This window comes from Shinella sp. G-2, from assembly GCF_050172695.1.
GTDB lineage: Bacteria > Pseudomonadota > Alphaproteobacteria > Rhizobiales > Rhizobiaceae > Shinella.
Genome location: NZ_JBBEYH010000003.1, coordinates 429,880 through 454,389 on the forward strand (window position 1 = coordinate 429,880; position 24,510 = coordinate 454,389).

Sequence of the window (24,510 nt, forward strand, 5' to 3'; positions counted from 1 at the left end):
AACAAAAGCCAGAGCATTTCCGGCGAACCCGATAAACCGGAAATGCTCCAGGACAGTTCCGGTTATCGGGTTATTCTCAGAGGGCGGCTCCGGCCGCCTTCTTGTCCTTTGCGAGGATGTCCATCGCCTCGACATAGTTGACGCAGGCGACGTCCGCCCTGCCGCAGGTTTCCGTCAGGAAGCGGTCGAGCGCGCGCCAATAGGCGCCGGCATTCATCTCGACGAAATGGAAGCCGAGCTGAAGGGGGATGCGCTCGCCGTCATATTGCCGGTCGAAGGCATCGCGATAGGCTTTCAGCGTGCTTTCCTCGAAGGCGGCGCTCTTTTCGGGGTTTTCCTTGCCCTTGGAATGGCGGACATAGAGGTTGTAGTCCATCGCGATGACCGGGCGCCCGGATGTCCCCTCGGGGATGAGCGGCAGGCCGAAGCGGGCGATCGCGCCGCTCGCGACGGGGAGGGCCGGCCCCTTCGTCACGAGGCTGGCGTCATAGCGGAAGCCTTCCGCCTCAAGGGCTTTCACAAGCCCGCTGCCGGCCGAAAGATAGGGGGCGCGGAACCCCTTGATGTCCCTGGCCACGAAATCCTGCCAGCCAGCCGGCTCCCGCTCGCCGACGCCGGCATTCTGCCAGGCGTTCTTCAGCGAATCCCGGAAGAAGGCGAACTCCGCCTTCCAGTCCGCTTCGCTCCACTTGCCGCCATCGAAATGGCCGCAGGCGTGGCTGCCGATGTCGTGTCCCTCGAGCTTCGCCAGCCAGATTTCGCCCAGCCGCAGGATCGTGTCGTCCTTGTCGGGTGCAAATCCGACATTGGAGCGGCCGCGCTTTTCATGCGGCGCCTGGTATTTGGCGCGCTCGCTCTTCGGAAAGAGGAAGGTGCAGGAAAGGAAATAGGTGAAATGCGCGCCGGTGCGCTTCGCCATGGCGCGGCTCTTCTCCCACAGGAGATTGTCGTGCGCGCCGTCGAAGGAGACGATGACGAGCTGCTTGCGCTTGGCCGGCTCGATCGCATCGTCCTTGGCGTTGGCCGAGCCGACGGTGAGCGCGGCGGCGAGGGGAAGAAGGAAAAATCGAGACAACATGGCGACCCGCGACAATTTGCAAAGGGTCTCTCATCGATTCCGAATGCGGCAATCCTTTGATCGGACTGGAATTGTCTCGCGGCGGGAGATATTCCAGAGGAAGCGGTCAAGGACCGAAGATTTTTTCAAGGGGCATTTCCATGACGTTGCTCATCGCCGGTCTCGTTCTCTTCATCGTCACGCATCTCCTGCGTCCCTTCGCGCCCGGACTGCGCAATGCGGGCATCGCCACGCTCGGCAAGCCGGCATGGATGGCGCTGCACGGCATCGTCTCGCTGGCAAGCCTCGTGCTCATCGCCTACGGTTTTGTCGATGCGCGCGCGAATGGCGGTGAGATGCTCTATTTCCCGCCGACCTTTATGGCGCATATCGCACTGACGCTGATGATGATCGCCTCGATCTGTCTCGTCGCCGGTTTCCTGCCGGCCGGACACATCCGCACGAGGCTGAAGTTCCCCGTGCTCGTCGCCATCAAGATCTGGGCGCTGGCCCACCTGCTCGCCAATGGCGAAAGCTACTCGGTGCTGCTTTTCGTCACGATCCTCGCCTGGGCGGTCATCCTGCGCATCACGCTGAAGAAGCGCATCGCGGCGGGAGAGACGAAACTGCCGGTCTTCGTGTCGGCAAAATACGATCTGGTCGCCGTCGTCGTCGGCCTCGCACTCTACGCCGTCATCGTTCTCAAGCTTCACGAATGGGTGATCGGCGTCGCGCCGCTGCCCTGATACACAGGCCGATCCCGGGGTTTTCACGCCTGCCCCCTTACAACGCCGAGAAAATGGGGTAGAAGGCGCGAACTCCAATCGTCAGCAAGAGCCGGGCAGGGAATGGTACATCAGGACGACAGCTTTATCCGCGAGGTGAACGAGGAACTGCGTTCCGACCAGATGCGCCTGGTCTGGAAGCGCTTCGGCCGTGTCCTCATCGCCGGCGCCGTTCTGGTCGTTCTCGGCACGATCGGCAAGGTGAGCTACGAATACTGGCGCGACGGCGAAGCTTCGGCCGCCGGCGATCAGTTCCTCGCCGCCCTGAACCTTGCCCGCGAAGGCAAGAAGGACGAGGCGCTTGCAGCGCTCACCGGTCTCGAGAAGGACGGCTTCGGCTCCTATTCCGTCCTGGCGCGCATGCGCTCGGCCTCGCTGCTCGCCGAAACGGACGGGCAGGCCGCCGTCAACGCCTTCACGGCGATCTCCAAGGATACGTCGGTGCCGCAGGCGCTGCGCGATGCCGCGCGCCTTCGCGCCGCTTATGTGCTTGTCGATACCGGCACCTACGATCAGGTGTCCGCCGAAGCCGAACAGCTTGCGACGCCGCAGAGCGCGCTGCGCCATTCCGCCCGCGAGGTTCTCGGTCTCTCCGCCTACAAGCACGAGGACTATGCGCGCGCCAAGGAATGGTTCGATGCCATCGTCAACGACAGCGAAAGCCCGCGCACCGTCGCCAACCGCGCGAAGATGCTGCTTGACCTGATTGCCGCAAGCGGCAAGCTGTCCTCCTGATCCGGCTTTCCCGGGTCACTACAACGGAACACGTTCATGAGCTTTACCGTCGCCATTGTCGGACGCCCCAATGTCGGCAAGTCCACCCTGTTCAACAGGCTCGTGGGCAAGAAGCTCGCGCTCGTCGACGACACGCCCGGCGTCACGCGTGACCGCCGCCCCGGCGATGCACGCCTCGTCGACCTGCGCTTCCGCATCGTCGATACCGCCGGTCTCGAAGAGGCCGCGCCCGACACGCTGCAGGGTCGCATGCGCGCCCAGACGGAAGCTGCCATCGACGAAGCGGATCTCTCGCTCTTCGTGGTCGACGCCAAGATGGGGCTGACGCCCGTCGACCAGGCGCTCGCCGACATGCTGCGCAAGAAGGGCAAGCCCGTCGTGCTCGTCGCCAACAAGTCGGAAGCCCGCGGCTCCGACGGCGGCTTCTACGATGCCTTCACGCTCGGCCTCGGAGAACCGACGCCGATCTCGGCCGAACACGGCCAGGGCATGCTCGACCTGCGCGACGCCATCGTCGCCGCCATCGGCGAGGAACGCGCCTTCCCGGAAGACGACGAGGCCGTCACCGATATCGACGTGCGCGCGGAACTGGCCGAAGGTGCGGAAGAGGACGAGGATTTCGAACCGGAATATGACGAGACGAAGCCGCTGCGCGTCGCCATCGTCGGCCGCCCCAATGCGGGCAAGTCCACGCTCATCAACCGCTTCCTCGGCGAGGACCGGCTGCTGACCGGCCCGGAAGCCGGCATCACGCGCGATTCCATCTCCGTCGAATGGGACTGGAAGGGCCGCACGATCAAGATGTTCGACACGGCCGGCATGCGCCGCAAGGCCAAGGTGCAGGAGAAGCTGGAAAAGCTCTCCGTCGCCGACGGCCTGCGCGCCATCCGTTTTGCCGAGACGGTTGTCATCGTCTTCGATTCCACCATTCCCTTCGAGAAGCAGGACCTGCAGATCGTCGACCTCGTGCTGCGCGAAGGGCGCGCCGCCGTGCTCGCCTTCAACAAGTGGGACCTGATCGACGACCCGCAGGCCGTGCTTGCGGACCTGCGCGAGAAGACCGACCGGCTGCTGCCGCAGGCGCGTGGCATTCGCGCCGTCCCGGTTTCCGGCCAGACGGGTCGCGGCCTCGACAAGCTGATGCAGGCCGTCATCGAAACGGACCGCACCTGGAACCGCCGCATCTCCACGGCCAAGCTGAACCGCTGGCTGGATGCCCAGCAGACCCAGCATCCGCCACCGGCCGTTTCCGGCCGCCGCCTGAAGCTGAAATACATGACGCAGGTGAAGGCCCGCCCGCCGGGCTTCATGATTTCCTGCACGCGTCCCGACGCGCTGCCGGAATCCTATATCCGCTACCTGACGAACGGCCTGCGCAACGACTTCAACCTGCCGGGCGTGCCGATCCGCATCCACTTCAGGGCGGCGGACAATCCGTTCGCGAACAAGGCGAAGAAAAAGCGCTAGAGCATGTCAGGTTCAGCTTGAACCTGACATGCTCTAAATTCTTTTGTTTTCGTTTGTCTTTTCGGGAAAACCGGTTCCCACTTTTCCCTGACAAACTCTAAGACCCGGGGCCGGGCCGGATGTGCCCGCGGATCGCGCTCGGCGCAAAGCCGAAGCGCGCGCGGAACCGCGCCGCGAAGCGCGACTGCGAATCGTAGCCCACCGCTTCGGCGATCCGCAGGATCGAAAGCGCCGTCGACTGCAGCAACTGCATGGCGATGGACATGCGCACGTCGATCAGCAGCGCCTGGAACGACCAGTTTTCCGCCGAGAGTTTGCGCCGCAGCGTCGCTTCGCTGACGGCAAGCGCCCTGCAAAGGTCGGCGCTCGTCCAGTCTGCATGGGGTTCGGCGGAAATCAGGTCGCGCACGCGGTCGCTGAAGCCGGCAGCCCGCGGCAGCGCGAAGCGCCCGCCGGCTAGATCCAGCCAGAGCAGGAGTTCGCCGAGCCGGTGTCGGGCGATTTCGGCCGGGATACTGTCGGGTTCGACGATCGCCTGCGCGCAATCGGCAAAGGCGTCGTGAAAGCTGCGATGCGGGCGGTCGACGGTGAAGGCGCGCGGAAACGGACGGCCGGTGCCGGAACCGGCGGCAAAGGCGGCGACGGTCTCCGGCTCGAAGGCGATCCAGCGCGCCTCATAGGCCGCTTCGCCCTCGGCGGCGTTGATGACGTCGAAGGTCTCGCCCTGCGCCAGCGCGATGCAGCCACCCGCGGGCACGATCCATTCCTCGTCGCCCGTGCGCAGCACCTTCGTGCCGCGTTCGACGAGAATGAGGACGGGGCGATTGATCAGGATATTGGCATAGCGCAGCCGGTTGTACTGCACGATGCGGGCCGAGGCGCCGATCTCGGGGCGTATGGCGATGTTCATCCGGTCCATCCGATGGTTTCGCCCGAGCCTATCCCTGACGGTAAGGCCCGGGCAAGAACCGGTGTCAGCGTTTTCCCTTGGCCGAGACGGTCGCCGTGGCCAGCGCGTTCATGGTGCTGACGAAGCCGACCATGGCCGGCGTCGCCGTGTCGGGCACCGGAAGCGTGTCGATGCCGAGCGCCTTCACGGTGATCGTGTAGTCGTGTTCCGGCCCCTCCGGCGGGCAGGCGCCGAGGAAGCCGGGCGTGCCCATATCCGTCGGCGTCATGCGCGCGCCCTTCGGCAGGGCCGCCTCGCCGTTGCCTGCGCCCGCTGCAAGCCCGGTGGCATCGGCGGGAAGGTCCACCACGACCCAGTGCCACCAACCGGATCCGGTCGGCGCATCCTTGTCGTAGATCGTCACCACGAAGCTTTTGGTGCCGGCGGGGGCGTTCGACCAATGGATGTCGGGCGAGACGTTTTTGCCGGTGCAGCCCATGATGTCGGCAAATTGCGCCGGCTGCACGGTGCCGGAGGCAAAGGCCTCGCTGCTGACGGTGAAATCGGCCGCGCGGCTTGTCAGCGGGCAAAGGCAAAGCGCGGCGGCGAGCGCCGCCTTGGTGATCGTGTTTGTCATGGGCCTGTCCTGTCATCGGTTAAGACGGGAACAGGCTAGGGCGGATCGCCGGCTGCGTCGGTGCGCGGCCGATCGTTTTTCGTGCCGATCCGATCAATCAGCCGTTCGGCAGCTTGTCCTTTGCCACCAGGGCACCGTGATGCTGGATGACCGCGGCGGCGACATCGGCGGCAAAGCGCGCGGCCTGCGTGGGACTGGCGCCCGTCGCGAGGCGGGCGAGGAAGCCGCCGTTGAAGCTGTCGCCGGCGCTGGTGGTATCGACGATCTTTTCGACCCTGGCGGACGGCACATGATCGCGGTTTTCAGCGAAGACCAACGTCGCGCCCTCCGCACCGTCTTTCACCACCAGCCCGTCCACGCCGAGGGCGCGATAGCGGGCGACGGTTTCGTCCAGCCCAGCATCGCCGAAATGGGTGACTTCGTCATCGAGGCTCGGCATGACGAGCGTCGCGGCGCGTGCGCCCTCGGTGATCGCCGCGCGCATGCGGTCGGCATCGTCCCACAGGCGGGGGCGGATATTGGGATCGAAGACGACGCGCTTGCCGGCGGCCTTGGCGCGGCGCAGCTCTGCCAGCAGCGTTTCCACATCCTCGGCGGGCAGGATGGCAAGCGTGATGCCGGAGAAGACGATGATGTCGGAGGCCTCGATGGCGGCACGCAGCCTGTCGCCGTCACGGGCGAGCAGCTTTGCGGCGGAGACCGAGCGCCAGTAGGAGAAGCTGCGTTCGCCGTCCTTGAGATGGATCATGTAAAGGCCCGGCGAACGACCGTCGATGCGCGCGACATGATCGGTGCCGATGCCGTGGCCTTCCATGAAGGCCAGCATTTCATCGGAGATCATGTCCTTGCCGACGGCCGAGAGATACTCGACGCTCCAGTCCGCGGGCAAGAATTGACGGGCGTAATAGGCGGTGTTGAACGTATCGCCGGCAAAGCTCTTGCGCATCAGCCCGCCCTCGGCCTGCATCAGTTCCACCATGCATTCGCCGATTGCCAGCAGCCGTCCCGCCATTGCCCGTCCCTCCCGGTTAACTTCGCCGGAAAGAGGAAATACTGTCAAAGAGTTGCCGCGGCAAGACGATGCCGGTGCTTTCCGCCGCGCGTTGCCGTTCCGCGCGGTCGAGGCCGGGGATGTGCACCCCGTAGTCACGGGAAAGGCGCGCGGCCTGCGCGGCAAACCGGGAGGGGAAATCTTCGGCAAGGAGCTGCGGCGAAAGCGCGAGCACGAAGAGGCCGGCGCCCGGCGAAGTATCGCCAGCCTGGAAATCCGGCGCGTCGAGCGACCAGTTGGCGCCCGTCAGGCCAGCGGCGAGCACTTCCACCATCAGCGCGATATTCGCGCCGCGCTGGCCACCGAAGGCGAGCAGCGCCCCCTGCATGGCGGCGAAGGGATCGGTCGTCGGCTCGCCGTCCTGATCGAGCGCCCAACTGTCGGGGATCGCTTCGCCGCGGGCGGCCGCCTCGCGGATGTTGACATAGGCCGTGGCGCTGGACGCCTGATCGACGAGCAGGAAACGGCCGTCTTCGAGGGGCGCGGCGAAGGCGAGCGGATTGGTACAGTAGACGGGCTGGCGGCTGCCGGCGCCGGCCAGCAGGGCCGGGCCATTGGTTGCGGCCAGCGCCACCAGTCCCTCTTCAGCAAGGCGAGCGGCATACCAGCCGAGTTCACCGGTCGTGTAGCTGTTATGCGAGGTGAAGACCGCGATGCCGAAGGTCTTTGCCTTGGACACCAGTTCCTCATGGGCGATGGAAAAGCCGTGCTGGGCGATGCCGCCCATCGCATCGCATTTCATGATGGCCGGCACGGGCGAGGTGATCAGCGGTTCGGCGCGCCCGACGATCCGGCCATCCACGAGGCTGCGCAGGTAATCCGTCAGATGCAGGAAACCGACCGTCCGCTTGCCGGCCATCTCGGCATCGACGGTCGCGCGGGCGAGCGCATCGGCGGCCGGTTCGGCCATGCCGACGCGCATCAACGCAGCGCGGGCAAGGTCGAGGGCTTCCGTGGGGGAAAGGGTGACGGCATCGGTCATATGGTCGAGCTTCTCTATGGAATTCGGGGGCATCATCCAGACCGGGCGCCGCCTCGTCAACCTCGGAAAAATCCGGCTGCCTGCCGTTTACCCCCGCAAGGGTGCGCGTTACATCTTGTCCGGCAGCAACAGGCACTGGAGCGAAGACGCATGGCAAAGCCCCGCAACAAGACCGACAACTGGTGGCGCGGCGCGGTCATCTACCAGGTCTATCCCCGCTCGTTCCAGGACACGACCGGCGACGGCATGGGGGATCTGAGGGGCATCACCAGGCGGCTCGGGCATATCGCCTCGCTCGGTGTCGATGCGATCTGGCTTTCGCCATTCTTCAAGTCGCCGATGGCCGACATGGGGTATGACGTTTCGGACTATTGCGACGTCGATCCGATGTTCGGCACGCTCGCCGACTTCGACGTCATGCTGGCCGAGGCCCATCGCCTCGGCATCAAGGTGATCATCGATCAGGTGATTTCGCACACCTCCGACCAGCATCCCTGGTTCGTCGAAAGCCGTTCCAGCCGCAAGAACCCGCGGGCGGACTGGTATGTCTGGGCCGATCCGAAGCCGGACGGCACGGCGCCCAACAACTGGCTGTCCATCTTCGGCGGGCCGGGCTGGGAATGGGACGGCGTGCGCAAGCAATATTACATGCACAACTTCCTGACCTCGCAGCCAGACCTCAACTTCCACAATCCGGATGTGCAGGACGCGCTTTTGAAGACCGTGCGTTTCTGGCTCGACCGGGGCGTCGACGGCTTCCGTCTCGATACCGTGAACTTCTACTTCCACGATCGGAAGCTGCGCGATAATCCGCCGCACGACCCCAACCCGGACGAGATCGGCCTCGATGCGCCGGACGTCAATCCCTATGGCATGCAGACGCATCGCTATGACAAGACGCAGCCGGAGAACATCGATTTCCTCAAGCGCTTCCGCGCGCTGCTCGACGAGTACGAGGGACGCATGACCGTGGGCGAGGTGGGCGATGGCGCGCGCTCGCTGAAGACGGTCGCCGAATATACCAGCGGCGGCGACAAGCTGAACATGTGCTACACGTTCGACCTGCTCGGGCCGGATTTCACGGCCGACCATGTGCGCAGATGCGTGCAGGGTTTCCAGCGGGCGGTGACGGATGGCTGGGTCTGCTGGGCCTTCTCCAACCACGACGTCAACCGGCATGTCAGCCGCTTCATCAAGACCTCGGAGGAGCGCGAGCGTGTCGCGAAACTCGCGATCACGCTCCTGTCGACCTTGCGCGGCTCGATCTGCCTCTATCAGGGCGAGGAACTCGGTCTCACCGAGGCCGACCTTGCCTTCGAGGATCTGCGCGATCCCTATGGCATCCGCTTCTGGCCGGCCTTCAAGGGCCGCGACGGGTGCCGCACGCCGATGCCCTGGCAGCATGGCGAGGCCCATGCCGGTTTCAGCACGGGAAAACCCTGGCTGCCGGTTCCGGAGGATCACGCCCGGCTTGCCGTCGATACGCAGGAGAAGATCGCCGGCTCGGTGCTCAACCACTACCGCGCGACGCTCGCCTTCCGCAGGGAGCATGAGACGCTGCATGACGGCGACATGGCCTTCCTCCATTCCAACCACGACATCCTCGCCTTCACCCGCGAGAAGGGCGGCGAAAAGCTGCTCTTCGTCTTCAACCTGACGCGGGAAAAGGCCGAGTTCGTGCCGGCGAAATCGCTGAAGCTCGGCGCGCCGCTACCGGTGCCCGGTTTCGGCGCGAAGCTGAAGGACGGGTCGATCGAGCTCGACGGGCTGGATATGGCGTGCGTGCGTCTCTAGAGCGGATCGTCTCGGCGCCGGAGAACGCGGTAAAAACAAAAAGCTAGAGTTTGTCAGGGAAAAGTGGGAACCGGTTTTCCCGAAAAGCCAAACGAAAACAAAAGAATGTAGAGCATGTCTGGTTCAATCTGAACCTGACATGCTCCAGCGCCCGCGTCTTGCCAGAAAGGCCGGCCTCATTCCATCAGCGCAAACCGGTCTACATCCACCATGCCGCGATCCGAAATCTTCAGGTGCGGGATGACGGGGAGCGGCAGGAAGGCGAGCTGGAGGAAGGGTTCCTCCAGCGTCGCGCCGAGGGCGAAAGCGGCCTGGCGCAGATGGTGGAGTGTGTCGCGGACGGCCTCGTAGGGCTCAAGGCTCATCAGGCCGGCGACCGGCAGGGCGATCTCGCCCGTCACGATGCCGTTTTCCACGACGACGAAGCCGCCCTTGATCTCGCCGAGGCGATTGGCAGCAAGCGCCATATCGTCCTCGTCGACGCCGACGACGCAGATATTGTGGCTGTCATGGCCGACTGTCGAGGCGATGGCGCCCTTCTTCAGGCCGAAACCCTGGACGAAGCCGTTGGCATGGTTGCCGTTCTTGCCGTGGCGTTCGATGACGGCCACCTTGATGATGTCCTGCGCGAGATCGACGGTCGTCTGATTGCCTTTCGCGGGCAGACGGTAGCGACGATGCTCGGTGATGATCTTGCCCGGCAGGACGCCGATGACCGGCGTCTCGCCGTCCGTGACCGGAACGGCGAAATGGGCGGCATTGACCGGGCGGGCCTTGACGCTGTCGAGGCCGACGGGTTCGACCGGCCTGCGCGTGGCAAAGAGCGCGGCATCGACCTTGCGGCCCGCGGAGAAGACCATCTCGGCTTTGCAGTTTTCCAGCGTGTCGACGACGACGAGGTCGGCCCGCCAGCCCGGTGCGACGAGACCGCGATCGCGAAGACCAAAGGCCTTCGCCGCGGAAATCGACGCGGCGCGATAGACGGCGAGCGGTGCGCGGCCATGGCCGATGGCGGTGCGGATCATGTAGTCGAGATGGCCCTGCTCGGCGATGTCGAGCGGGTTGCGGTCGTCGGTGCAGAGCGCGATGAAGGGCGAGAGACGTTCGGTGAGAATGGGCATCAGCGCGTGCAGGTCCTTGGAGACGGAGCCTTCGCGCACGAGGATGTGCATGCCCTTGCGGATCTTTTCCAGCGCCTCCTCCGCGGTGGTGCATTCGTGTTCGGTGCGGATGCCGGCCGATAGATACCCGTTGAGATCGTTGCCGGAGAGCAGCGGCGCGTGGCCGTCGATATGCGCGCCCTGGAAGGCTTCGAGCTTGGCGAGACAGACTGGATCCTTGTGGATCACCCCTGGAAAATTCATGAATTCGGCAAGGCCGATCACCTTGGGATGATCGCGGAAGGGCAGGAGCCGCTCGATCGGCAGGTCCGCGCCGGATGTTTCGAGATGGGTCGCCGGCACGCAGCTCGAGAGCTGCACGCGGATGTCCATGATCGTTTCCAGTGCGCTGTCGAGGAAGAACTGGATGCCTTCGGTGCCAAGCACGTTGGCGATCTCGTGCGGATCGCAGATGACCGTCGTCACGCCGTAGGGCAGGACGCAGCGGTCGAATTCATGCGGCGTCACCAGCGAGGATTCGATGTGGAGATGGGTATCGATGAAGCCGGGTACGACGGTACGGCCGGTAATGTCGATTTCCGTGCGGCCGGTATAGCTGCCGCAGGTGCCGACGATGCGCCCTCCGCAAATGGCGATGTCGGAGGCAACGAGCTCGCCCGTCACGAGATCGAAGAACTGCCCGCCCTTCAGCACGATATCGGCCGGTTCGCGGCCGGTTCCCTGGTCGATGAAGCGTTCCAAGTCGGTCATGTCGGTCTCCGAATCCGTTTCGGGAGACTCTAGCCTTGCTGCCGAAAGAGGGAAGGGCCAGCGCGGCGAAACTTCAGGTCGGGAAGGTCACGGTAAAGGCGAAACGTGCCTGCTCGCCCGCGCCGAGCGTCGTCGTGTAGGGCCGGTCCTTCAGTTCGCGCGCGCCGCCATATTCCGCCGCCGTGCCATGCCAGGGTTCCACGCAAAGGAAGGGTGCGCCGGGTTTCGTCCAGAGTGCGAGGTTCGGCAGGTTCTCGAAACGGAAGGTCAGCGCCGGCCCGCCCTCGGCCGCGTAGGTGAGGCCGCTGCCTGCATTCTCAGGGAAAACCAGGGCGTCGTCGGCGAAGAGGCCGTGGTCGAGGGTGAGCCGGCCGCCGGCGAAGGGAGAGGGGTCGCGGCGCTGCGAGAGCAGGCCGTTTTCCAGCGGCTGGCGCAACGGTTCTGCGCCATTGTCGAGCAGGATCGTGTGCGGCCGGCCTTCGGCGCCGGGCAGGGGCCAAAGGAAGGCAGGGTGGAAGCCGAGACCGAAGGGCATGGGCGTCTCGCCCCGGTTTTCCACCGTGGCGGCGACGGTGAGCGCGGGGCCGTCAAGACTATGGTCCACGGTCAGCCGGAACGCGAAGGGGTAGAGGGCGCGGGTCTCGTCCGAGGTTTCCAGCCCATAGCGGCAGGCGGTTTCGCTCGCTGTTTCCAGCGAGAACTCCCGCCGCCGGGCAAAGCCGTGCTGCGCCACCGTGTAGGGCTTGCCGTCGACAAGCAGCGTATCGTCCGGCGCCTTGCCGACGATGGGGAACAGCACGGGAGACCGCCCGGTCCAGAAGGCGGCGTCGCCATTCCACAGCCAGTTCGCTCCGTCGCGCGTCGTGGCCGCCTGCATTTCGGCGCCGAGGGAGGAGATGTCGACGGAAAGAAAATCGTTCGCGATGCGGGTGATGGTCGGCATGGTGCTGGCCCCCAGGTTTCCACGCCGCACAATAGCCCTCAAACGGCGATGACTTGCAAGAGCCATCCGGGGAAGGGATAAGGCACCTCTTGCATGGAGAAAGCGATGCGGCCGGCAGTCACCCTAAGGATACCCGAAGCGTCCGAGATCGCGGCGCTGGCAAAGCTCTGGTTCGACGGCTGGCAGGACGCGCATGCCGCGGTGATGCCGGCCGCGCTCACCCGGTTGCGTACGCAGGAAAGCTTCGTGGAGCGCCTGCCGGCCATGCTGGCGCAGACCCGTGTCGCCGGCGATCCCGGTGCGCCGCTCGGTTTCTGCACCCTCAAGCATGATGAGCTGGACCAGCTCTTCGTCGCGCCCGCGGCACGCGGCACGGGTCTTGCCGCCGCGCTGGTGGCGGATGCCGAGCGCCGGCTTGCGGCTCACGGCGTGGCCACCGGATGGCTCGCCTGCGCGATCGGCAATCATCGCGCGGCGCGCTTTTATGAGAAATGCGGATGGCATCTTGCCGGGACGGTCGCGCACCGGCTGGAAACGACCGAGGGGCCGTTCGACCTTGAAATCTGGCGTTATGAAAAGCAGCTCCTCCCCGCGTCGTGACGGGAAGGAGCATCGTCTTGCCGATCAGATGTTGTTCTTCAGCACGTCGCGCAGCATGCCGAACAGATCGTCGATCTCGTGCTTCTCGATGATGAGCGGCGGGGAGAGCGCGATGATGTCGCCCGTCGTGCGGATGAGAAGGCCCTTCTCATAGGCCTTGAGGAAGGCGTTGAAGGCGCGCTTGGTGGGCTCGCCCGGGATCGAGGCGAGCTCGACGGCACCGATGAGGCCGACATTGCGGATGTCGATGACGTTCGGGCAATCCTTCAGCGAGTGCAGGCCGTCCTCCCAGTAGGAGGCAAGCTCGGCGGCGCGGGTCAAGAGGCCCTCTTCCTTGTAGGTGTCGAGCGTGCCGAGCGCGGCGGCGCAGGCGATCGGGTTGCCGGAATAGGTGTAGCCGTGGAAGAACTCGATGAGATGTTCCGGGCCGTTCATGAAGGTGTCGTGGATTTCCGAGGTCACGAAGACCGCGCCCATCGGGATCACGCCGTTGGTCAGGCCCTTGGCGGTGGTGATGATATCCGGCTTCACGTCGAAATACTGGGCGGCGAAGGGCGCGCCGAGGCGGCCGAAACCGGTGATGACTTCGTCGAAGATCAGGAGGATGCCGTGCTGCGTGCAGATCTCGCGCAGCTTCTGGAGGTAGCCCTTCGGCGGGATGAGGACACCCGTGGAGCCGGCGACCGGCTCGACGATGACGGCCGCGATGGTCGAGGCGTCATGCAGGGTGATGATGCGCTGCAATTCGCTGGCAATGTCGCCGCCATGCTCCGGCTCGCCGCGCGAGAAGGCGTTCTTGTCGGGGAAATGCGTGTGCGGCATGTGGTCGACGCCGGTCAGCAGCGTGCCGAACATCTTGCGGTTGGCGACGATGCCGCCGACGGAGATGCCGCCGAAATTGACGCCGTGGTAGCCGCGCTCGCGGCCGATCAGACGGAAGCGCGAACCGTCGCCCTTGGCGCGGTGATAGGCGAGGGCGACCTTCAGCGCGGTCTCGACCGATTCGGAGCCGGAATTGGTATAGAGAACATGGTTCATGCCCTCGGGCGCGATGTCGACGAGGCGGTTGGCGAGCTCGAAGGCCTTGGGATGGCCAAGCTGGAAGGCGGGTGCGTAGTCGAGTTCTCCGGCCTGCTCGCGGATCGCCTCGGTGATCTTCGGACGGCAGTGGCCGGCATTGACGCACCAGAGACCCGCCGTGCCGTCGAGGACCTGACGGCCGTCATGGGTGGTGTAGTGCATGTCCTTGGCGCCGACGAAGAGGCGCGGCTCCTTCTTGAACTGCCGGTTTGCCGTGAACGGCATCCAGAAGGCGCGCAGATCGTTGGGGGTGTTGAGGCGGTTGGACATGTGGTCTCTCCATGATCCTTGAATGCTGGGGCCTTGAAATGCTGGGCGTTGAAAGCGGGGCCATCCCGACGGCAGGGGAACGGGTCTTTTTTACCCGGTGGTCAAATTATCAAGGCGCTCGGGGCCGTCAAGGCGCGTTTGCCGCGGAATTCCACGCAAAACGCCCCGGATTTTCATCCAGGGCGCGTGAAAAGGTGCGATTTGGCGACAATCAGGCGATTCGGAGCTTCTTTTCCGAAACGCCGTTGCCCTGGGCCTTGTAGATGCGGTCGAGCGCGTCGAGGATGGTCATGACGGCCTCCGACTTGCTGGAATAGTAGATGGTCTGCGCATCGCGGCGCGTGGTCACCAGATTCTGCGCGCGCAGTTTCGACAGATGCTGCGACAGGGCCGACTGGCTGAGACCGACCTGGCCCGCCAGCGCCCCGACGGCGATCTCGCCGCCCACCAGCACCTTCAAAATGAGGAGCCGCTTGGGGTTGGCCATGGCGGAAAGAAAGTCGGATGCAACCTCGGCCTGCGCATGTTCTGCGTCTGAAATCTTTTCCATCTGAAACTCCTTGGGCGTTTCCGCTTCAAATCATGTGTTTTTCAATCAATCCGCTTGTTAGCATATAAACAAAATACCCCTCATCAAGAGCCAGAAATGGGGGTAGGTTGCACGCATAGCGGTAGGCGCCCTCTTCCTATCCAGAGGACGCCCAAAGCGGAATTGACGCACAAATGCAGGGGGTTCAGGCCGCTGCCCTTGCTTCGCGAAGCAAACGCGCGAGCTCGCTGCGAAGTTCCCCCGCCTGATCAAGTTCCCGTGAAAATTCGAGTCGCTTCAATTTATCGCCGCTTGCGAGGTCGATTCCGGCCGCGTCTATCCCCACGATGATCCACTCGCCGTCCTTGGCGCCGCAGTAGTGGCGGGCATAGACGCCTGCGGCTTCCGCGTGGTCGCTGTTCATGTGCTCGACGGCGCCCGTTTCCATTTCGGCAAGGGCGGCGCGGGCCGGCGAGCGAATCAGCAGGTCGTCGGCCGACAGCAGGTAGGCCTTGCCGAAGCCGCCGTTGAGATTGGCCCGTTCGGGGACCAGGCGGAAGAAGGTGAAGTCGGGGAAATCGACATAGAGCTTCGCCTTGGGATGGCGGCGGATGAAGCGTTCGCGCAGCGCCGCGCGTGCTTCGCTGTCGCGCGCCACCTCCTCGGCCCTGCAAATGACGGTGAGGCGCGGATGGGCAAGCGGATCGCCCTTGCCGGGTTCGCCGGCGAGGAGCGAGGCGCGCGGATCGGCTCTCAGCGCCTGCGTGTGGAAGGAGAGGGCGGAGACGAGAATGACGGGTGTGCCGTCGGTGTCGGTGCCTGTGAGGGTGCGGCTGGCGAGCGGGAAGCCGGTTTCCGGTTCGAGGACGGCGAGGGCGCAGCTTCGGGCCCCACGCAACAGGGTTCGGGCAAGGCGGCGCGCCTCGTCGTCCGTGTCGCGCAGAACGCTCGGTTTGTCCTTCTCGGTCATCGTCTTCGGCTCCGTATCGACTAAAAAAGGCGGCGCCCCGTATTGGGGGCGCCGCCCTATCTAATCCGATATCGGCCGGCTGTCAGCCGCGACGACGGTGCCGCGTCAATCCGTTCACCACATCCTGCGCGTTGATCGTGCCGATGACGGTGCCGTTGTCGACGACGCCGACATTTCCCGGCGTGCGCGACATGGCGTCGAGGATGTCGACTAGCGGGGTTTCCCGCGTCGCCGTCGCCGTCACGCCGCCGTTTCCGGACGCGCCCGACTGCATGACGTCGCCGGCGGTCAGCATGTTGATCGGATTCATGTTCTGCACGAAGTCCGCGACATACTGGTTTGCCGGGTTCTTGACGATCTCCTGCGGCGTGCCGCACTGGATGATGCGCCCGCCCTCCATGATGGCGATGCGGTTGCCGATGCGGAAGGCCTCGTCGAGGTCGTGGCTGACGAAGATGATGGTCTTCTTCAGCCGGCGCTGGAACTCCAGAAGCTCGTCCTGCAGGCGCGTGCGGATCAGTGGATCGAGGGCCGAGAACGGCTCGTCCATCAGAAGGATCGGCGCGCCGGTGGCAAAAGCGCGGGCAAGGCCGACGCGCTGCTGCATGCCGCCGGACAGCTCGTTCACCTTGCGGTTCGCCCATTTGGTGAGGTTGACGAGTTCGAGCTGCTCGTCGACGCGCGCCTTGCGCTCGCTGTCCGGTACGCCGGCAAGCTCGAGGCCGAAGCCGACATTGTCCGCGACCGTGCGCCAGGGCAACAGCGCGAACTGCTGGAACACCATGGAGACGGTGTGCATGCGGAAATCGCGCAGCGCCTTGGGCGTCGATGCATAGGGATTGACGTAGCTGCTGCCGGCTTTGACCTGCACTTCGCCGCGCACCACGGGGGCAAGCCCGTTGACGGCGCGCAGCAGCGTGGACTTGCCCGAGCCGGACAGGCCCATCAGCACGAGGATTTCACCCTCGGTGATGGACAGCGTGGCATCCGCCACGCCGAGCACCAGCCCGGTTTCCGCGCCGATCTCGTCGCGGCTCTTGCCCGCATCGACCATGGCAAGGGCCTTTTGCGGGTTGTCGCCGAAGATGATGGAGACGTTCTTGAAGACGACGGCGTCGGTCATTAGGCGTCTCCCTCATCGGAGGAGCGGAAGAGGCGGTCGAGGATGATCGCGAGGATGACGATACAGAGACCGGCCTCGAAACCCATGGAAATGTTCACGGTGTTGAGCGCGCGCACCACGGGGACGCCGAGGCCTTTGGCGCCGACGAGCGCGGCGATGACCACCATCGACAGCGAGAGCATGATGGTCTGCGTCAGGCCCGCCATGATTTGCGGCATGGCGAAGGGCAGCTCCACCTTGCGCAGCACCTGGCCGGGCGTTGCGCCGAACGCCTGCGCGGCCTCCACCAGCGAGGGCGGCGTCGAGATGATGCCGAGACGCGTCAGGCGGATCGGCGCGGGAATGGCGAAGATCACGGTCGCGATCAGGCCCGGCACCATGCCGAGGCCGAAGAGGATGAGCGCCGGGATGAGGTAGACGAAGGTCGGGATCGTCTGCATCAGGTCGAGGGCGGGGCGCAGGATCGAATAGAACCACGGCCGGCGCGCGGCGGCGATGCCGAGCGGGATGCCGACGACCATGCTGACGCCGGTAGCCGCCAGCACGAGCGCCAGCGTCTCCGTCGTTTCCTTCCAGTAGCCCTGGTTCACGATGAGCAGCAGGCCGAGGAAGGTGAAGACCGCAACGCCGAGCGAGCGGCGGAAATACCAGCTTGCCGCCGTGACGAGCAGGATGAGGGCGATGGCATAACCGAACTTGCCGCCGGCGCTGCTGAACGGTCCCTGCAGCAGGAACAGCACCGCGTCGATGCCGGCCTGCAGGAAGACCTTGAGGAAGTCGAACAATCCCTTGCCATTGGTCGTCAGCCAGCTGACGGCTTCCTTGGCGATCGGACCGATCGGGATTTTGGAGACGGTGAGCCAATCCACGGCAGAAGTCCCTGGCTGGAGTTTTGACGATGCGGAACTATCGGCAGACAAGTAGGGCGGGAAAGTTTCCTTCCCGCCCTATTCTTGCCTGTTAGAGACCGAGTGCCGTTTTTACGGCCGGCAGGGCCTCGCCGCTGCCGTCCTTGGTCGTCACGCCTGCGAGCCAAGGCTCGACGGCGGTCGGGTTGGCCTTCAGCCACTCGGTCGCCGCCGTTTCCGGATCCTGACCGTCGTTCAGGATCTTGCCCATGATCTGGTTTTCCATTTCCAGCGAGAACTTGAGGTTCTGCAGGAATTTGCCAACGTTCGGGCATTCGCTCGTATAGCCCTTGCGCACGTTGGTGTAGACCGTCGCGCCGCCGAAGTTGGGGCCGAAGATGTCGTCGCCGCCGGTGAGATACGTCAGCTTGAAGTTGGCGTTCATCGGGTGCGGTTCCCAGCCGAGGAAGACGATCGGCGTGCTCTCCTGCTCGGCGCGGGCGACTTCCGCCAGCATGCCCTGCTCGGAGGATTCGACGACCTCGAAGCCGGTCAGGTCGAACTTGTTGCCCGAGACCATGTCGATGATCAGGCGGTTGCCGTCATTGCCCGGCTCGATGCCGTAGATCTTCGCGCCGAGCGCGTCCTTCTGCTTGGCGATATCGGCGAAGTCCTTAATGCCGAGTTCGGCGCCCTTGGCGTTGGTCGCCAGCGTGTACTTGGCGCCCTCGAGGTTTTCGCGGACGGTCTCGACCGTGCCGTTCTCGCGGAACGGCTTGATGTCGGCTTCCTGGGTCGGCATCCAGTTGCCGAGGAAGACGTCGATGTCCTTGTTGCTGAGCGAGGTATAGGTGACGGGAACCGACAGGACGGTCACTTCCGTCTCGTAGCCGATGCTCTTGAGAATGACGCTTGCGGTCGCGGTCGTGGAGGTGACGTCCGTCCAGCCGACATCCGAGAAACGAACCTTGCCACAGCTTTCGGCTTCGGCGGCCGCGACATTCGCCACGCCGAGCGCGAGGACGGAAACCGCTGCGGCAAGCAGGGTCTTCAATGGTGATGCAGACTTCATTTTATTGCTCCCCTTATAACTGGTGGTTTAGCCAATCATCAAAACGATATGCTTTCAAGCACCTTGGCGTAGCCGGAAGCCCCTGAATCGTCCAATTAATTTCGTGCCTGTTCGCAATTTTGCACATGGATGTCGCAAAGGACGGGCCGCGCTGTTTTCTGTGGTTTTCAGCCCTTTTCGGCTGGAAAATCGCCGTTTCCCGCGTCATGACGCAGGAACGGAGAAAATCATGGCCAAGCTCTATTTCAGTTACGCGACGATGAACGCGGGCAAGTCGACGCTGCTCCTGCAGGCGTCCTACAACTACCGCGAACGCGGCATGCGCACGGCAATCTTCATCGCCTCCTTCGACGATCGTGCCGGCCAGGGCCGCATCTCCTCGCGCATTGGCCTCTCCTCCGACGCCATCGCCTTCGACAATTCCGACGACCTCTATCGCCATATCGAGACGCTGCATGGCGATGGCGGGGATCCGATCGCTTGCGTCTTCGTCGACGAGGCGCAGTTCCTTTCCGAGGAACAGGTCTGGCAGCTTGCCCGCGTCGCCGACCGGCTGCACATTCCCGTCATGGCCTATGGGTTGCGCACGGACTTCCAGGGCAAGCTCTTCCCCGGCTCCAAGGCGCTGCTCGCCATCGCCGACGAACTGCGCGAAGTGCGCACCATCTGCCATTGCGGCCGCAAGGCCACCATGGTCGTGCGGCTCGGCGCCGACGGAAAGGTGGCGAAGTCGGGCGCGCAGGTGGAAATCGGCGGCAATGACAAGTACGTTTCCTATTGCCGCCGCCATTGGGACGACATCATGAACGCCGAATGAGGCGAGGGCGGCGAAAGGACGGATCCATGAAACAGCTTCCCGCGCTTGCCGCCGTCTTCCTCTGTCTGGCCGCCCCCGCTCTGGCGGAGGGCGACGCCGTTGCCGGCAAGACGGTCTTCAAGAAATGCGCGCCGTGCCATTCCGTGGAGCCGGTCAACCGCGTCGGGCCGACGCTGTCGGGCGTGATCGGCCGGCCGGTCGCCTCCATCGCCGACTACGGCTATTCGCCTGCCATGAAGGCCTTCAGCGACGGCGGCAAGGTCTGGAACGAGGCGCTGGTCGCCGAATATCTCCTGTCGCCCAAGGCCATGGTGCCGGGCACGCGCATGACCTTCGTGGGGCTGAAGAAGATCGAGGACATCGCCAACCTCATCGCCTATCTGAAGGCGCCGGCCGGTCACTAGGACCGATCGTCGTTCGGACCACTTCGCCCTGCCCAGGGAGAATCACCGTTTTGCCAGGCCTGAACGCGGTGGCGATCGGCCTCGGCCCACAACCGAAAATTTCCGCCCCGGTCTTGCAGGCCGTCGAAGGCGCCCCACATCTTGCGCGGGGCAGGTTCCTATCTGTCTGAAATCGTATAGTGTTGCCGCGATGGAATAAATCGGGCGGCGCAGACGTCTGCCGTGAAGAGCTCAAGGGGACAAAGGCATATGGCCACACTTCAGAACTTCGATGCGGAGATCGCCAAGACCCGCAGTGTCGTCAACCAGATGCGCGGCAAGCTGGAGCAATCCGGCGTCGTGCTGGAGCAGTTCGCGAAAGCGGACACCAAGCTCGGCGACGTCAATTTCGACATCGAGAATGCCCGCATCCAGGATGTCATCACTCAGCAGAAGGTGATGGAAGGCAATATTGCCGACCTCATCATCGGCCTCGAGGACGCGACCAATATCTTCGGCACCGAATTCGAGAGCATGAAGAGCTATACGGGCTACGAGAAGTTCATCGGCATCTTCTCCAAGCAGAAGATGCAGCGCATGCGCACCGACCGCGTCCGCAACATGTCGCTTGCCGGCAACCTGCAGGAACTGCTCTCCAAGTCCGACACGATCGTCGGCATCCTTAAGGAGCAGAAGTCTATCCTCGACCAGCGCTACAAGACCTCCGAGGCGAGCCTCGTGCAGGTGATCGAGCGCCGCAAGGGCACGATGGCCAATCTCGAGGCGACGCAGAAGCGCATCGAGGAATTGAACCCGCTGCTGCTCGACCTCGAAAACCGCATCGCCGCCTCGACCGACCAGAAGAGCCGCACGGACCTCGAAGGCGAACGCTCGGCGCTGGCGACCGAATACAACCAGATGCAGGCGAAGGAGCAGGAGCTCCTGGCCGAAAGCCAGACGCTGGAACGCTACACCTCGATGTTCCAGACCTTCGTGGATTCGCTCAACAACCAGATCGCCGCGCAGAACACGCTGATCAACAAGCTGACCATCGATACCGAGCAGCGCATCGTGCTCTACAAGGCGCTGGAAGATTCGTTGAAGACGGCCGCCCAGCAGGACGTCGCGCACAAGATCAACACGCTCGGTTCGCAGGTCGACACCGCCGCCGAGGAGACCATGGCCGGCATCGGCTCGGCCGCCCAGCGCCATATCGGCGACCTTCTCGAAATGCATGAGAAGAACATGCTGGCGACCCAGGACATCCAGCGCCGCAAGAAACTCGCCGACGACGCCTTCGCCCGGCGCTTCCAGGCCGTGATGGACAAGCACAACACCGCCAATTACGTGAAGTCGTGATGGTGCATGGGACGGGTTTTCCGGCCGTGAGGCTGTGGGGTGTTCGCGGAGCAAGCCGCCCATGAGCACCCCCGCCGACAGTGCCGTCACGCAGTATTTTTCGACCATCCGCTCGGCCCTGGGTGGTCTTGAAATCTTCCTTGGCGACCGCAATTCGCCCCTCTACCGCAACAGCGTGGTGGGCGAGGTGGTCATGCCGTATCTTGCCCGGCTGAAGGCGTCCTTTGCCTGCTGGGAGAACCGCATCGGCTTCGTCCAGCATTTCCGCGTCTCACGCGCCGAGAGCGGCTTTCCGGTGTTCCAGAACGTGCTGGAGCTGGAAAACGACCGGCAGAGTGCGGAAAAGCGGCTCGCCTCGATCCCCAATGCCGACCAGTTGCGCTCGGAAATGGCGGATTTCATCCTGCGGCAGAAGGCATTCCCGGCCGATCTGCAGACGCGGATGGCCGAACGGCTTTATCTGGAGCAGATCGGCAAGGGCGACATCTTCTCGCCTTTCGTGCTGCCCGAGACGATCCGCGTCGCGGTCAATCCCAAGACCATGCGTCCCTACTACGTCGTCTGCTGGGGCGCGTTCGACGGCACGGCGACGCTGCCCATGGTCTATATGGCGATGATCGAGGATTCCTCGGAAAACGTCGTCAAGATGCTGGTGGCGGAGGATGGCAAGCTCAATCCGGACGTGGACATTCCGCTGCCCGTCGGCGGCCTGCTCAACCCGGAGCTTGCCAGCCGCTTCGACGATTTCACGCTGAAGAACAGCGCCTATTCGCTGACGCCGGCGACGATCGCGACCAATCTCGACAAGGATTTTCCGACGCTGCATCCCAAGCAGTTGCGCCGCTTCGTGCTCGGGCCGTTCTATTCGGCCGGGATCACCGAGAACAACGAGAAGGTCAACGAAGTCCTCTCCAAGGTACGCAAGCCCGAAAACGCCTGGCTTCTGACCTGGACGGTGCAGGAAGTCTTTTCCAAGGCCGAGCGTCCGGCCCAGAAAGGCTTCTGGAGTTCGACGCCGGCGCAGGAGGAGTTCCACATCGAGACCGACGATCTCGAAGCCGCCCGCATGGGTGTCAGCGCCTATGAGAAGCATGCACTGGTGCCGCACGATGCCTACCAGGCGCTCTACGCCGCGGGCGAGACGCAGGGCATCTTCGGCGGCTACAAGGTGCATGTGATTTCCGGAAACCAGGTGATCAGCGAGGGCTAACCGATGAGCCTCAATGCCGGACTGACGACGATCCACGAGGACGATATCGCCAAGCATCAGGCGACGGCGCAGAGCCTCGTCTCGAAACTCGTCATCCTCGAAAGCGACGACGGCAAGAGCGGTACGGCGCTGGCCGGCACCGGCCGGCGCTTCGTCTCGACGGTTTCGACGGCCGGCACGCGGCGCACGCGTGAGGTGGAGCTGGCGAAGACCATCCAGTCCGTGCGCGCCGCCGATCCGCTGCTGTCGCCGCAGCAGCATGCCGTGCTCTATCGCGCCCGTCGCGGGGTGCAGGTGGCGCTGGCGGTAACGGATGCGTTCTCCCGCCAGACGAATCTCGAGAGCCTGCAATCGCGCAATCTCGCCTCGCCGCTCGCGGGAGACGAGGCCAATCAGTTCAAGGCGCTGCTTTCGGCCTCCGCCTATATCGCCGCCTTCACCTTCGCCGCCTACCTCGGCGCGACCCTTCCGGGCGAGGGCGAGCCGGTGGAGGACGGGGGGGAGCCGGATTATCTCTTCGACACGCCGCAGGATGCGCTGAAAAGCATGGTTGCCGGCCTCGACCGCACGCTTGCCGGCGCGCCCGACGATGCGGCGCTCGTCAGCCGGTCTCGTGCCTTCTCGCGTGTCGCCATCGAGGGACTGATCGGCCGCCGGGCGCGCTTCACCGGCCTTGCCGGCTTCGAGAATGCGCATATCCGCATCGAGCAGGACGACTTCACGCTCTCCGGCTTCGATGTCGCGCCGGGCCAGAAGCGCAAGCCGCTGGTCATGACCTTCAAGAAGCCGAACGAGATCATCGGCAACCACATTGCCAAGTATCAGGCGATGAAGCTCGCCAAGATGCTGATGGCCTACGATTTCGAACGGCAGATGAATCCGTTCGTCGAGCTTGGCGGCTTCCTCTTCACCTTCATCGGCGACGGCATGCCGGGCACCGGCAAGACGATCCTCATCCAGATGCTGGCCGGTCTCGTCAACGATTACTGCCAGATCGCCGGCTACGCCTTCCACTACGAGAATTTCGGCGTCGACCAGATTTCCTCCTACCAGGGCAAGTCCGGCCAGAACTGCAAGGAATTCGTCAACAACGTCATCAACCCGAAAGCCATCGGCTTCGGCACCATCGACGACGTGGACCAAGTGGCCGCCAAGCGTTCCGACGACCGGGCCTCCGCGGGCCAGCATGAGGTGACGGCGGTGCTGATGGAAAGCTTCGCCGGTGCCTCGACGGTGGTGCGCGGCAATTGCACCTTCGGCATGTTCTCCAACTATCCTGAGAATGTCGACGACGCCCTGCGCCAGCGCGCCGGCGCCCGCTGGCTGGTCGACGGGCCGCAGACCGAGGACGACTATATCGACATCTTCGCCATGCTGGTCGGCAAGAACCACGCGATCCCGCTCGGGGAACACACGCTGTTCGAGGGACAGGAGATCAAGCGCGCGGTTTCGACCTCCTATGAGCAGCACGCCAAGCCGCAGGAAGATGGCTTGCTCGCGGTCTGGGAAAAGCAGGAGAAGGAGCACGGGGCGATCCGGTCGCTTGCCGATATCGGCGCCTATCTCCACCGCATCAAGCTCGCCGAGCCGCGCTTCACCGGCCGCGCCATCAAGAACATCACCGATGCCATCAAGATGCGCGCCATGGACGTCGAGCTGCCGGACGACTGGTTCGCCACGCCCGAGGCCTTCATGCACAAGGGCTACGACGAGAAGAAGGCGATGATCGAGGAGCTGCGCGGCCCCATCTCGATGGAGATGGTCCTGCAGGAGATCAACCGCTACGCCGATTCGGAATTCCGCTACACCGACAAATCCGACGATGCCGCGGTTTCCGACATCATCCGCCGCGAACGCCAGCGCGAGAAGGCGATCCGCGAGATGGAGACGATGAAGGCGGAGGGGCGGTGGTGACGGCAGGAGCACGTCCCGGGGTCACCGACTTTGCCTGCAACGGAGAAAATGCCACGTGCCGAGGTTGACGGCGGCCAGCATGCGGGTAGTGAATACGACCGGAAACGAAATGAATTCATGGGCA

The 24,510-nt window shown here is 64.1% G+C and carries 23 protein-coding genes; 10 read left to right on the top strand and 13 right to left on the bottom strand.

The features are described from left to right. Positions 1 to 76 precede the first annotated feature (76 nt). Positions 77 to 1,075, bottom strand: coding sequence for a polysaccharide deacetylase (locus tag V8U06_RS08585; protein ID WP_427140367.1), 999 nt, complete (start codon positions 1,073 to 1,075; stop codon positions 77 to 79). A 143-nt stretch (positions 1,076 to 1,218) separates the two neighbouring features. Between V8U06_RS08585 and V8U06_RS08590 the strand changes: the two genes are divergently transcribed. The 3 genes from V8U06_RS08590 to der all read left to right on the top strand — a co-directional run bounded on the left by V8U06_RS08590 (position 1,219) and on the right by der (position 4,044). Next, entirely contained in the window at positions 1,219 to 1,803 is a 585-nt protein-coding gene (locus tag V8U06_RS08590; protein WP_226918182.1) for an NnrU family protein, read from the top strand. A gap of 102 nt (positions 1,804 to 1,905) precedes the next feature. Next, complete coding sequence (locus tag V8U06_RS08595; protein WP_226918183.1) at positions 1,906 to 2,577, top strand: tetratricopeptide repeat protein; 672 nt, start codon at positions 1,906 to 1,908, stop codon at positions 2,575 to 2,577. 36 nt (positions 2,578 to 2,613) lie between these two features. Beyond that, on the top strand, positions 2,614 to 4,044 hold the full coding sequence (der, locus tag V8U06_RS08600) for a ribosome biogenesis GTPase Der (RefSeq protein ID WP_226918184.1): 1,431 nt from the start codon (positions 2,614 to 2,616) through the stop codon (positions 4,042 to 4,044). A gap of 97 nt (positions 4,045 to 4,141) precedes the next feature. Here der and V8U06_RS08605 read toward each other — a convergent pair whose 3' ends face one another. From V8U06_RS08605 to V8U06_RS08620, 4 genes are all read right to left on the bottom strand, one after another. After that, positions 4,142 to 4,954 carry an AraC family transcriptional regulator gene (locus tag V8U06_RS08605; RefSeq protein WP_427140296.1) on the bottom strand — a complete coding sequence of 271 codons (813 nt, stop codon included), beginning with the start codon at positions 4,952 to 4,954 and terminating at the stop codon, positions 4,142 to 4,144. 64 nt (positions 4,955 to 5,018) lie between these two features. After that, positions 5,019 to 5,570 carry a YbhB/YbcL family Raf kinase inhibitor-like protein gene (locus V8U06_RS08610; RefSeq protein WP_427140297.1) on the bottom strand — a complete coding sequence of 184 codons (552 nt, stop codon included), beginning with the start codon at positions 5,568 to 5,570 and terminating at the stop codon, positions 5,019 to 5,021. A gap of 97 nt (positions 5,571 to 5,667) precedes the next feature. Then, positions 5,668 to 6,582, bottom strand: coding sequence for a sugar kinase (locus tag V8U06_RS08615; RefSeq protein ID WP_427140298.1), 915 nt, complete (start codon positions 6,580 to 6,582; stop codon positions 5,668 to 5,670). Between the two features lie 16 nt (positions 6,583 to 6,598). Further along, a complete protein-coding gene (locus tag V8U06_RS08620; RefSeq protein ID WP_427140299.1) occupies positions 6,599 to 7,603 on the bottom strand; it encodes an Ldh family oxidoreductase in 1,005 nt (334 codons plus the stop codon). 150 nt (positions 7,604 to 7,753) lie between these two features. Between V8U06_RS08620 and V8U06_RS08625 the strand changes: the two genes are divergently transcribed. Further along, a complete protein-coding gene (locus V8U06_RS08625) occupies positions 7,754 to 9,397 on the top strand; it encodes an alpha-glucosidase (protein WP_427140300.1) in 1,644 nt (547 codons plus the stop codon). Positions 9,398 to 9,573: 176 nt separating this feature from the next. On the opposite strand, the gene ade is transcribed toward V8U06_RS08625, so the two are convergent. Further along, positions 9,574 to 11,268, bottom strand: coding sequence for an adenine deaminase (gene ade / locus V8U06_RS08630; RefSeq protein WP_427140301.1), 1,695 nt, complete (start codon positions 11,266 to 11,268; stop codon positions 9,574 to 9,576). A 73-nt stretch (positions 11,269 to 11,341) separates the two neighbouring features. Beyond that, positions 11,342 to 12,211: an aldose 1-epimerase family protein gene (locus V8U06_RS08635; RefSeq protein ID WP_427140302.1), complete on the bottom strand. Its 870-nt coding sequence runs from the start codon at positions 12,209 to 12,211 to the stop codon at positions 11,342 to 11,344. Positions 12,212 to 12,316: 105 nt separating this feature from the next. Between V8U06_RS08635 and V8U06_RS08640 the strand changes: the two genes are divergently transcribed. After that, entirely contained in the window at positions 12,317 to 12,811 is a 495-nt protein-coding gene (locus V8U06_RS08640; protein WP_427140303.1) for a GNAT family N-acetyltransferase, read from the top strand. 24 nt (positions 12,812 to 12,835) lie between these two features. Here V8U06_RS08640 and V8U06_RS08645 read toward each other — a convergent pair whose 3' ends face one another. The 6 genes from V8U06_RS08645 to V8U06_RS08670 form a co-directional block, all read right to left on the bottom strand. Beyond that, positions 12,836 to 14,161 carry an aspartate aminotransferase family protein gene (locus tag V8U06_RS08645; protein WP_427140304.1) on the bottom strand — a complete coding sequence of 442 codons (1,326 nt, stop codon included), beginning with the start codon at positions 14,159 to 14,161 and terminating at the stop codon, positions 12,836 to 12,838. 211 nt (positions 14,162 to 14,372) lie between these two features. Next, complete coding sequence (locus V8U06_RS08650; RefSeq protein ID WP_226918194.1) at positions 14,373 to 14,711, bottom strand: ArsR/SmtB family transcription factor; 339 nt, start codon at positions 14,709 to 14,711, stop codon at positions 14,373 to 14,375. 184 nt (positions 14,712 to 14,895) lie between these two features. Continuing rightward, positions 14,896 to 15,660, bottom strand: coding sequence for a HugZ family protein (locus V8U06_RS08655; RefSeq protein ID WP_427140305.1), 765 nt, complete (start codon positions 15,658 to 15,660; stop codon positions 14,896 to 14,898). Positions 15,661 to 15,742: 82 nt separating this feature from the next. Further along, the gene (choV, locus tag V8U06_RS08660; RefSeq protein ID WP_226918196.1) at positions 15,743 to 16,783 is read right to left on the bottom strand and encodes a choline ABC transporter ATP-binding protein; all 1,041 of its coding nucleotides are present in this window, start codon (positions 16,781 to 16,783) and stop codon (positions 15,743 to 15,745) included. Next, entirely contained in the window at positions 16,783 to 17,652 is an 870-nt protein-coding gene (gene choW, locus V8U06_RS08665; protein ID WP_427140306.1) for a choline ABC transporter permease subunit, read from the bottom strand. Before choW ends, choV begins: the two co-directional genes overlap by 1 nt. 91 nt (positions 17,653 to 17,743) lie before the next feature. Then, positions 17,744 to 18,703 (bottom strand): choline ABC transporter substrate-binding protein, encoded by a 960-nt coding sequence (locus V8U06_RS08670; protein ID WP_226918198.1) that lies wholly within the window; start codon positions 18,701 to 18,703, stop codon positions 17,744 to 17,746. A gap of 229 nt (positions 18,704 to 18,932) precedes the next feature. On the opposite strand from V8U06_RS08670, the gene V8U06_RS08675 reads away from it, so the two are divergent. The 5 genes from V8U06_RS08675 to V8U06_RS08695 all read left to right on the top strand — a co-directional run bounded on the left by V8U06_RS08675 (position 18,933) and on the right by V8U06_RS08695 (position 24,386). Next, positions 18,933 to 19,520 carry a thymidine kinase gene (locus V8U06_RS08675; protein ID WP_427140307.1) on the top strand — a complete coding sequence of 196 codons (588 nt, stop codon included), beginning with the start codon at positions 18,933 to 18,935 and terminating at the stop codon, positions 19,518 to 19,520. A gap of 26 nt (positions 19,521 to 19,546) precedes the next feature. Further along, positions 19,547 to 19,924 carry a c-type cytochrome gene (locus V8U06_RS08680; RefSeq protein WP_427140308.1) on the top strand — a complete coding sequence of 126 codons (378 nt, stop codon included), beginning with the start codon at positions 19,547 to 19,549 and terminating at the stop codon, positions 19,922 to 19,924. 249 nt (positions 19,925 to 20,173) lie between these two features. Then, positions 20,174 to 21,262, top strand: coding sequence for a hypothetical protein (locus tag V8U06_RS08685; RefSeq protein WP_226918201.1), 1,089 nt, complete (start codon positions 20,174 to 20,176; stop codon positions 21,260 to 21,262). Between the two features lie 61 nt (positions 21,263 to 21,323). After that, positions 21,324 to 22,472: a hypothetical protein gene (locus tag V8U06_RS08690; protein ID WP_226918202.1), complete on the top strand. Its 1,149-nt coding sequence runs from the start codon at positions 21,324 to 21,326 to the stop codon at positions 22,470 to 22,472. A 3-nt stretch (positions 22,473 to 22,475) separates the two neighbouring features. Next, positions 22,476 to 24,386, top strand: a complete 1,911-nt coding sequence (locus tag V8U06_RS08695) for an AAA family ATPase (RefSeq protein WP_427140309.1) — start codon at positions 22,476 to 22,478, stop codon at positions 24,384 to 24,386. Positions 24,387 to 24,510: the final 124 nt, after the last annotated feature.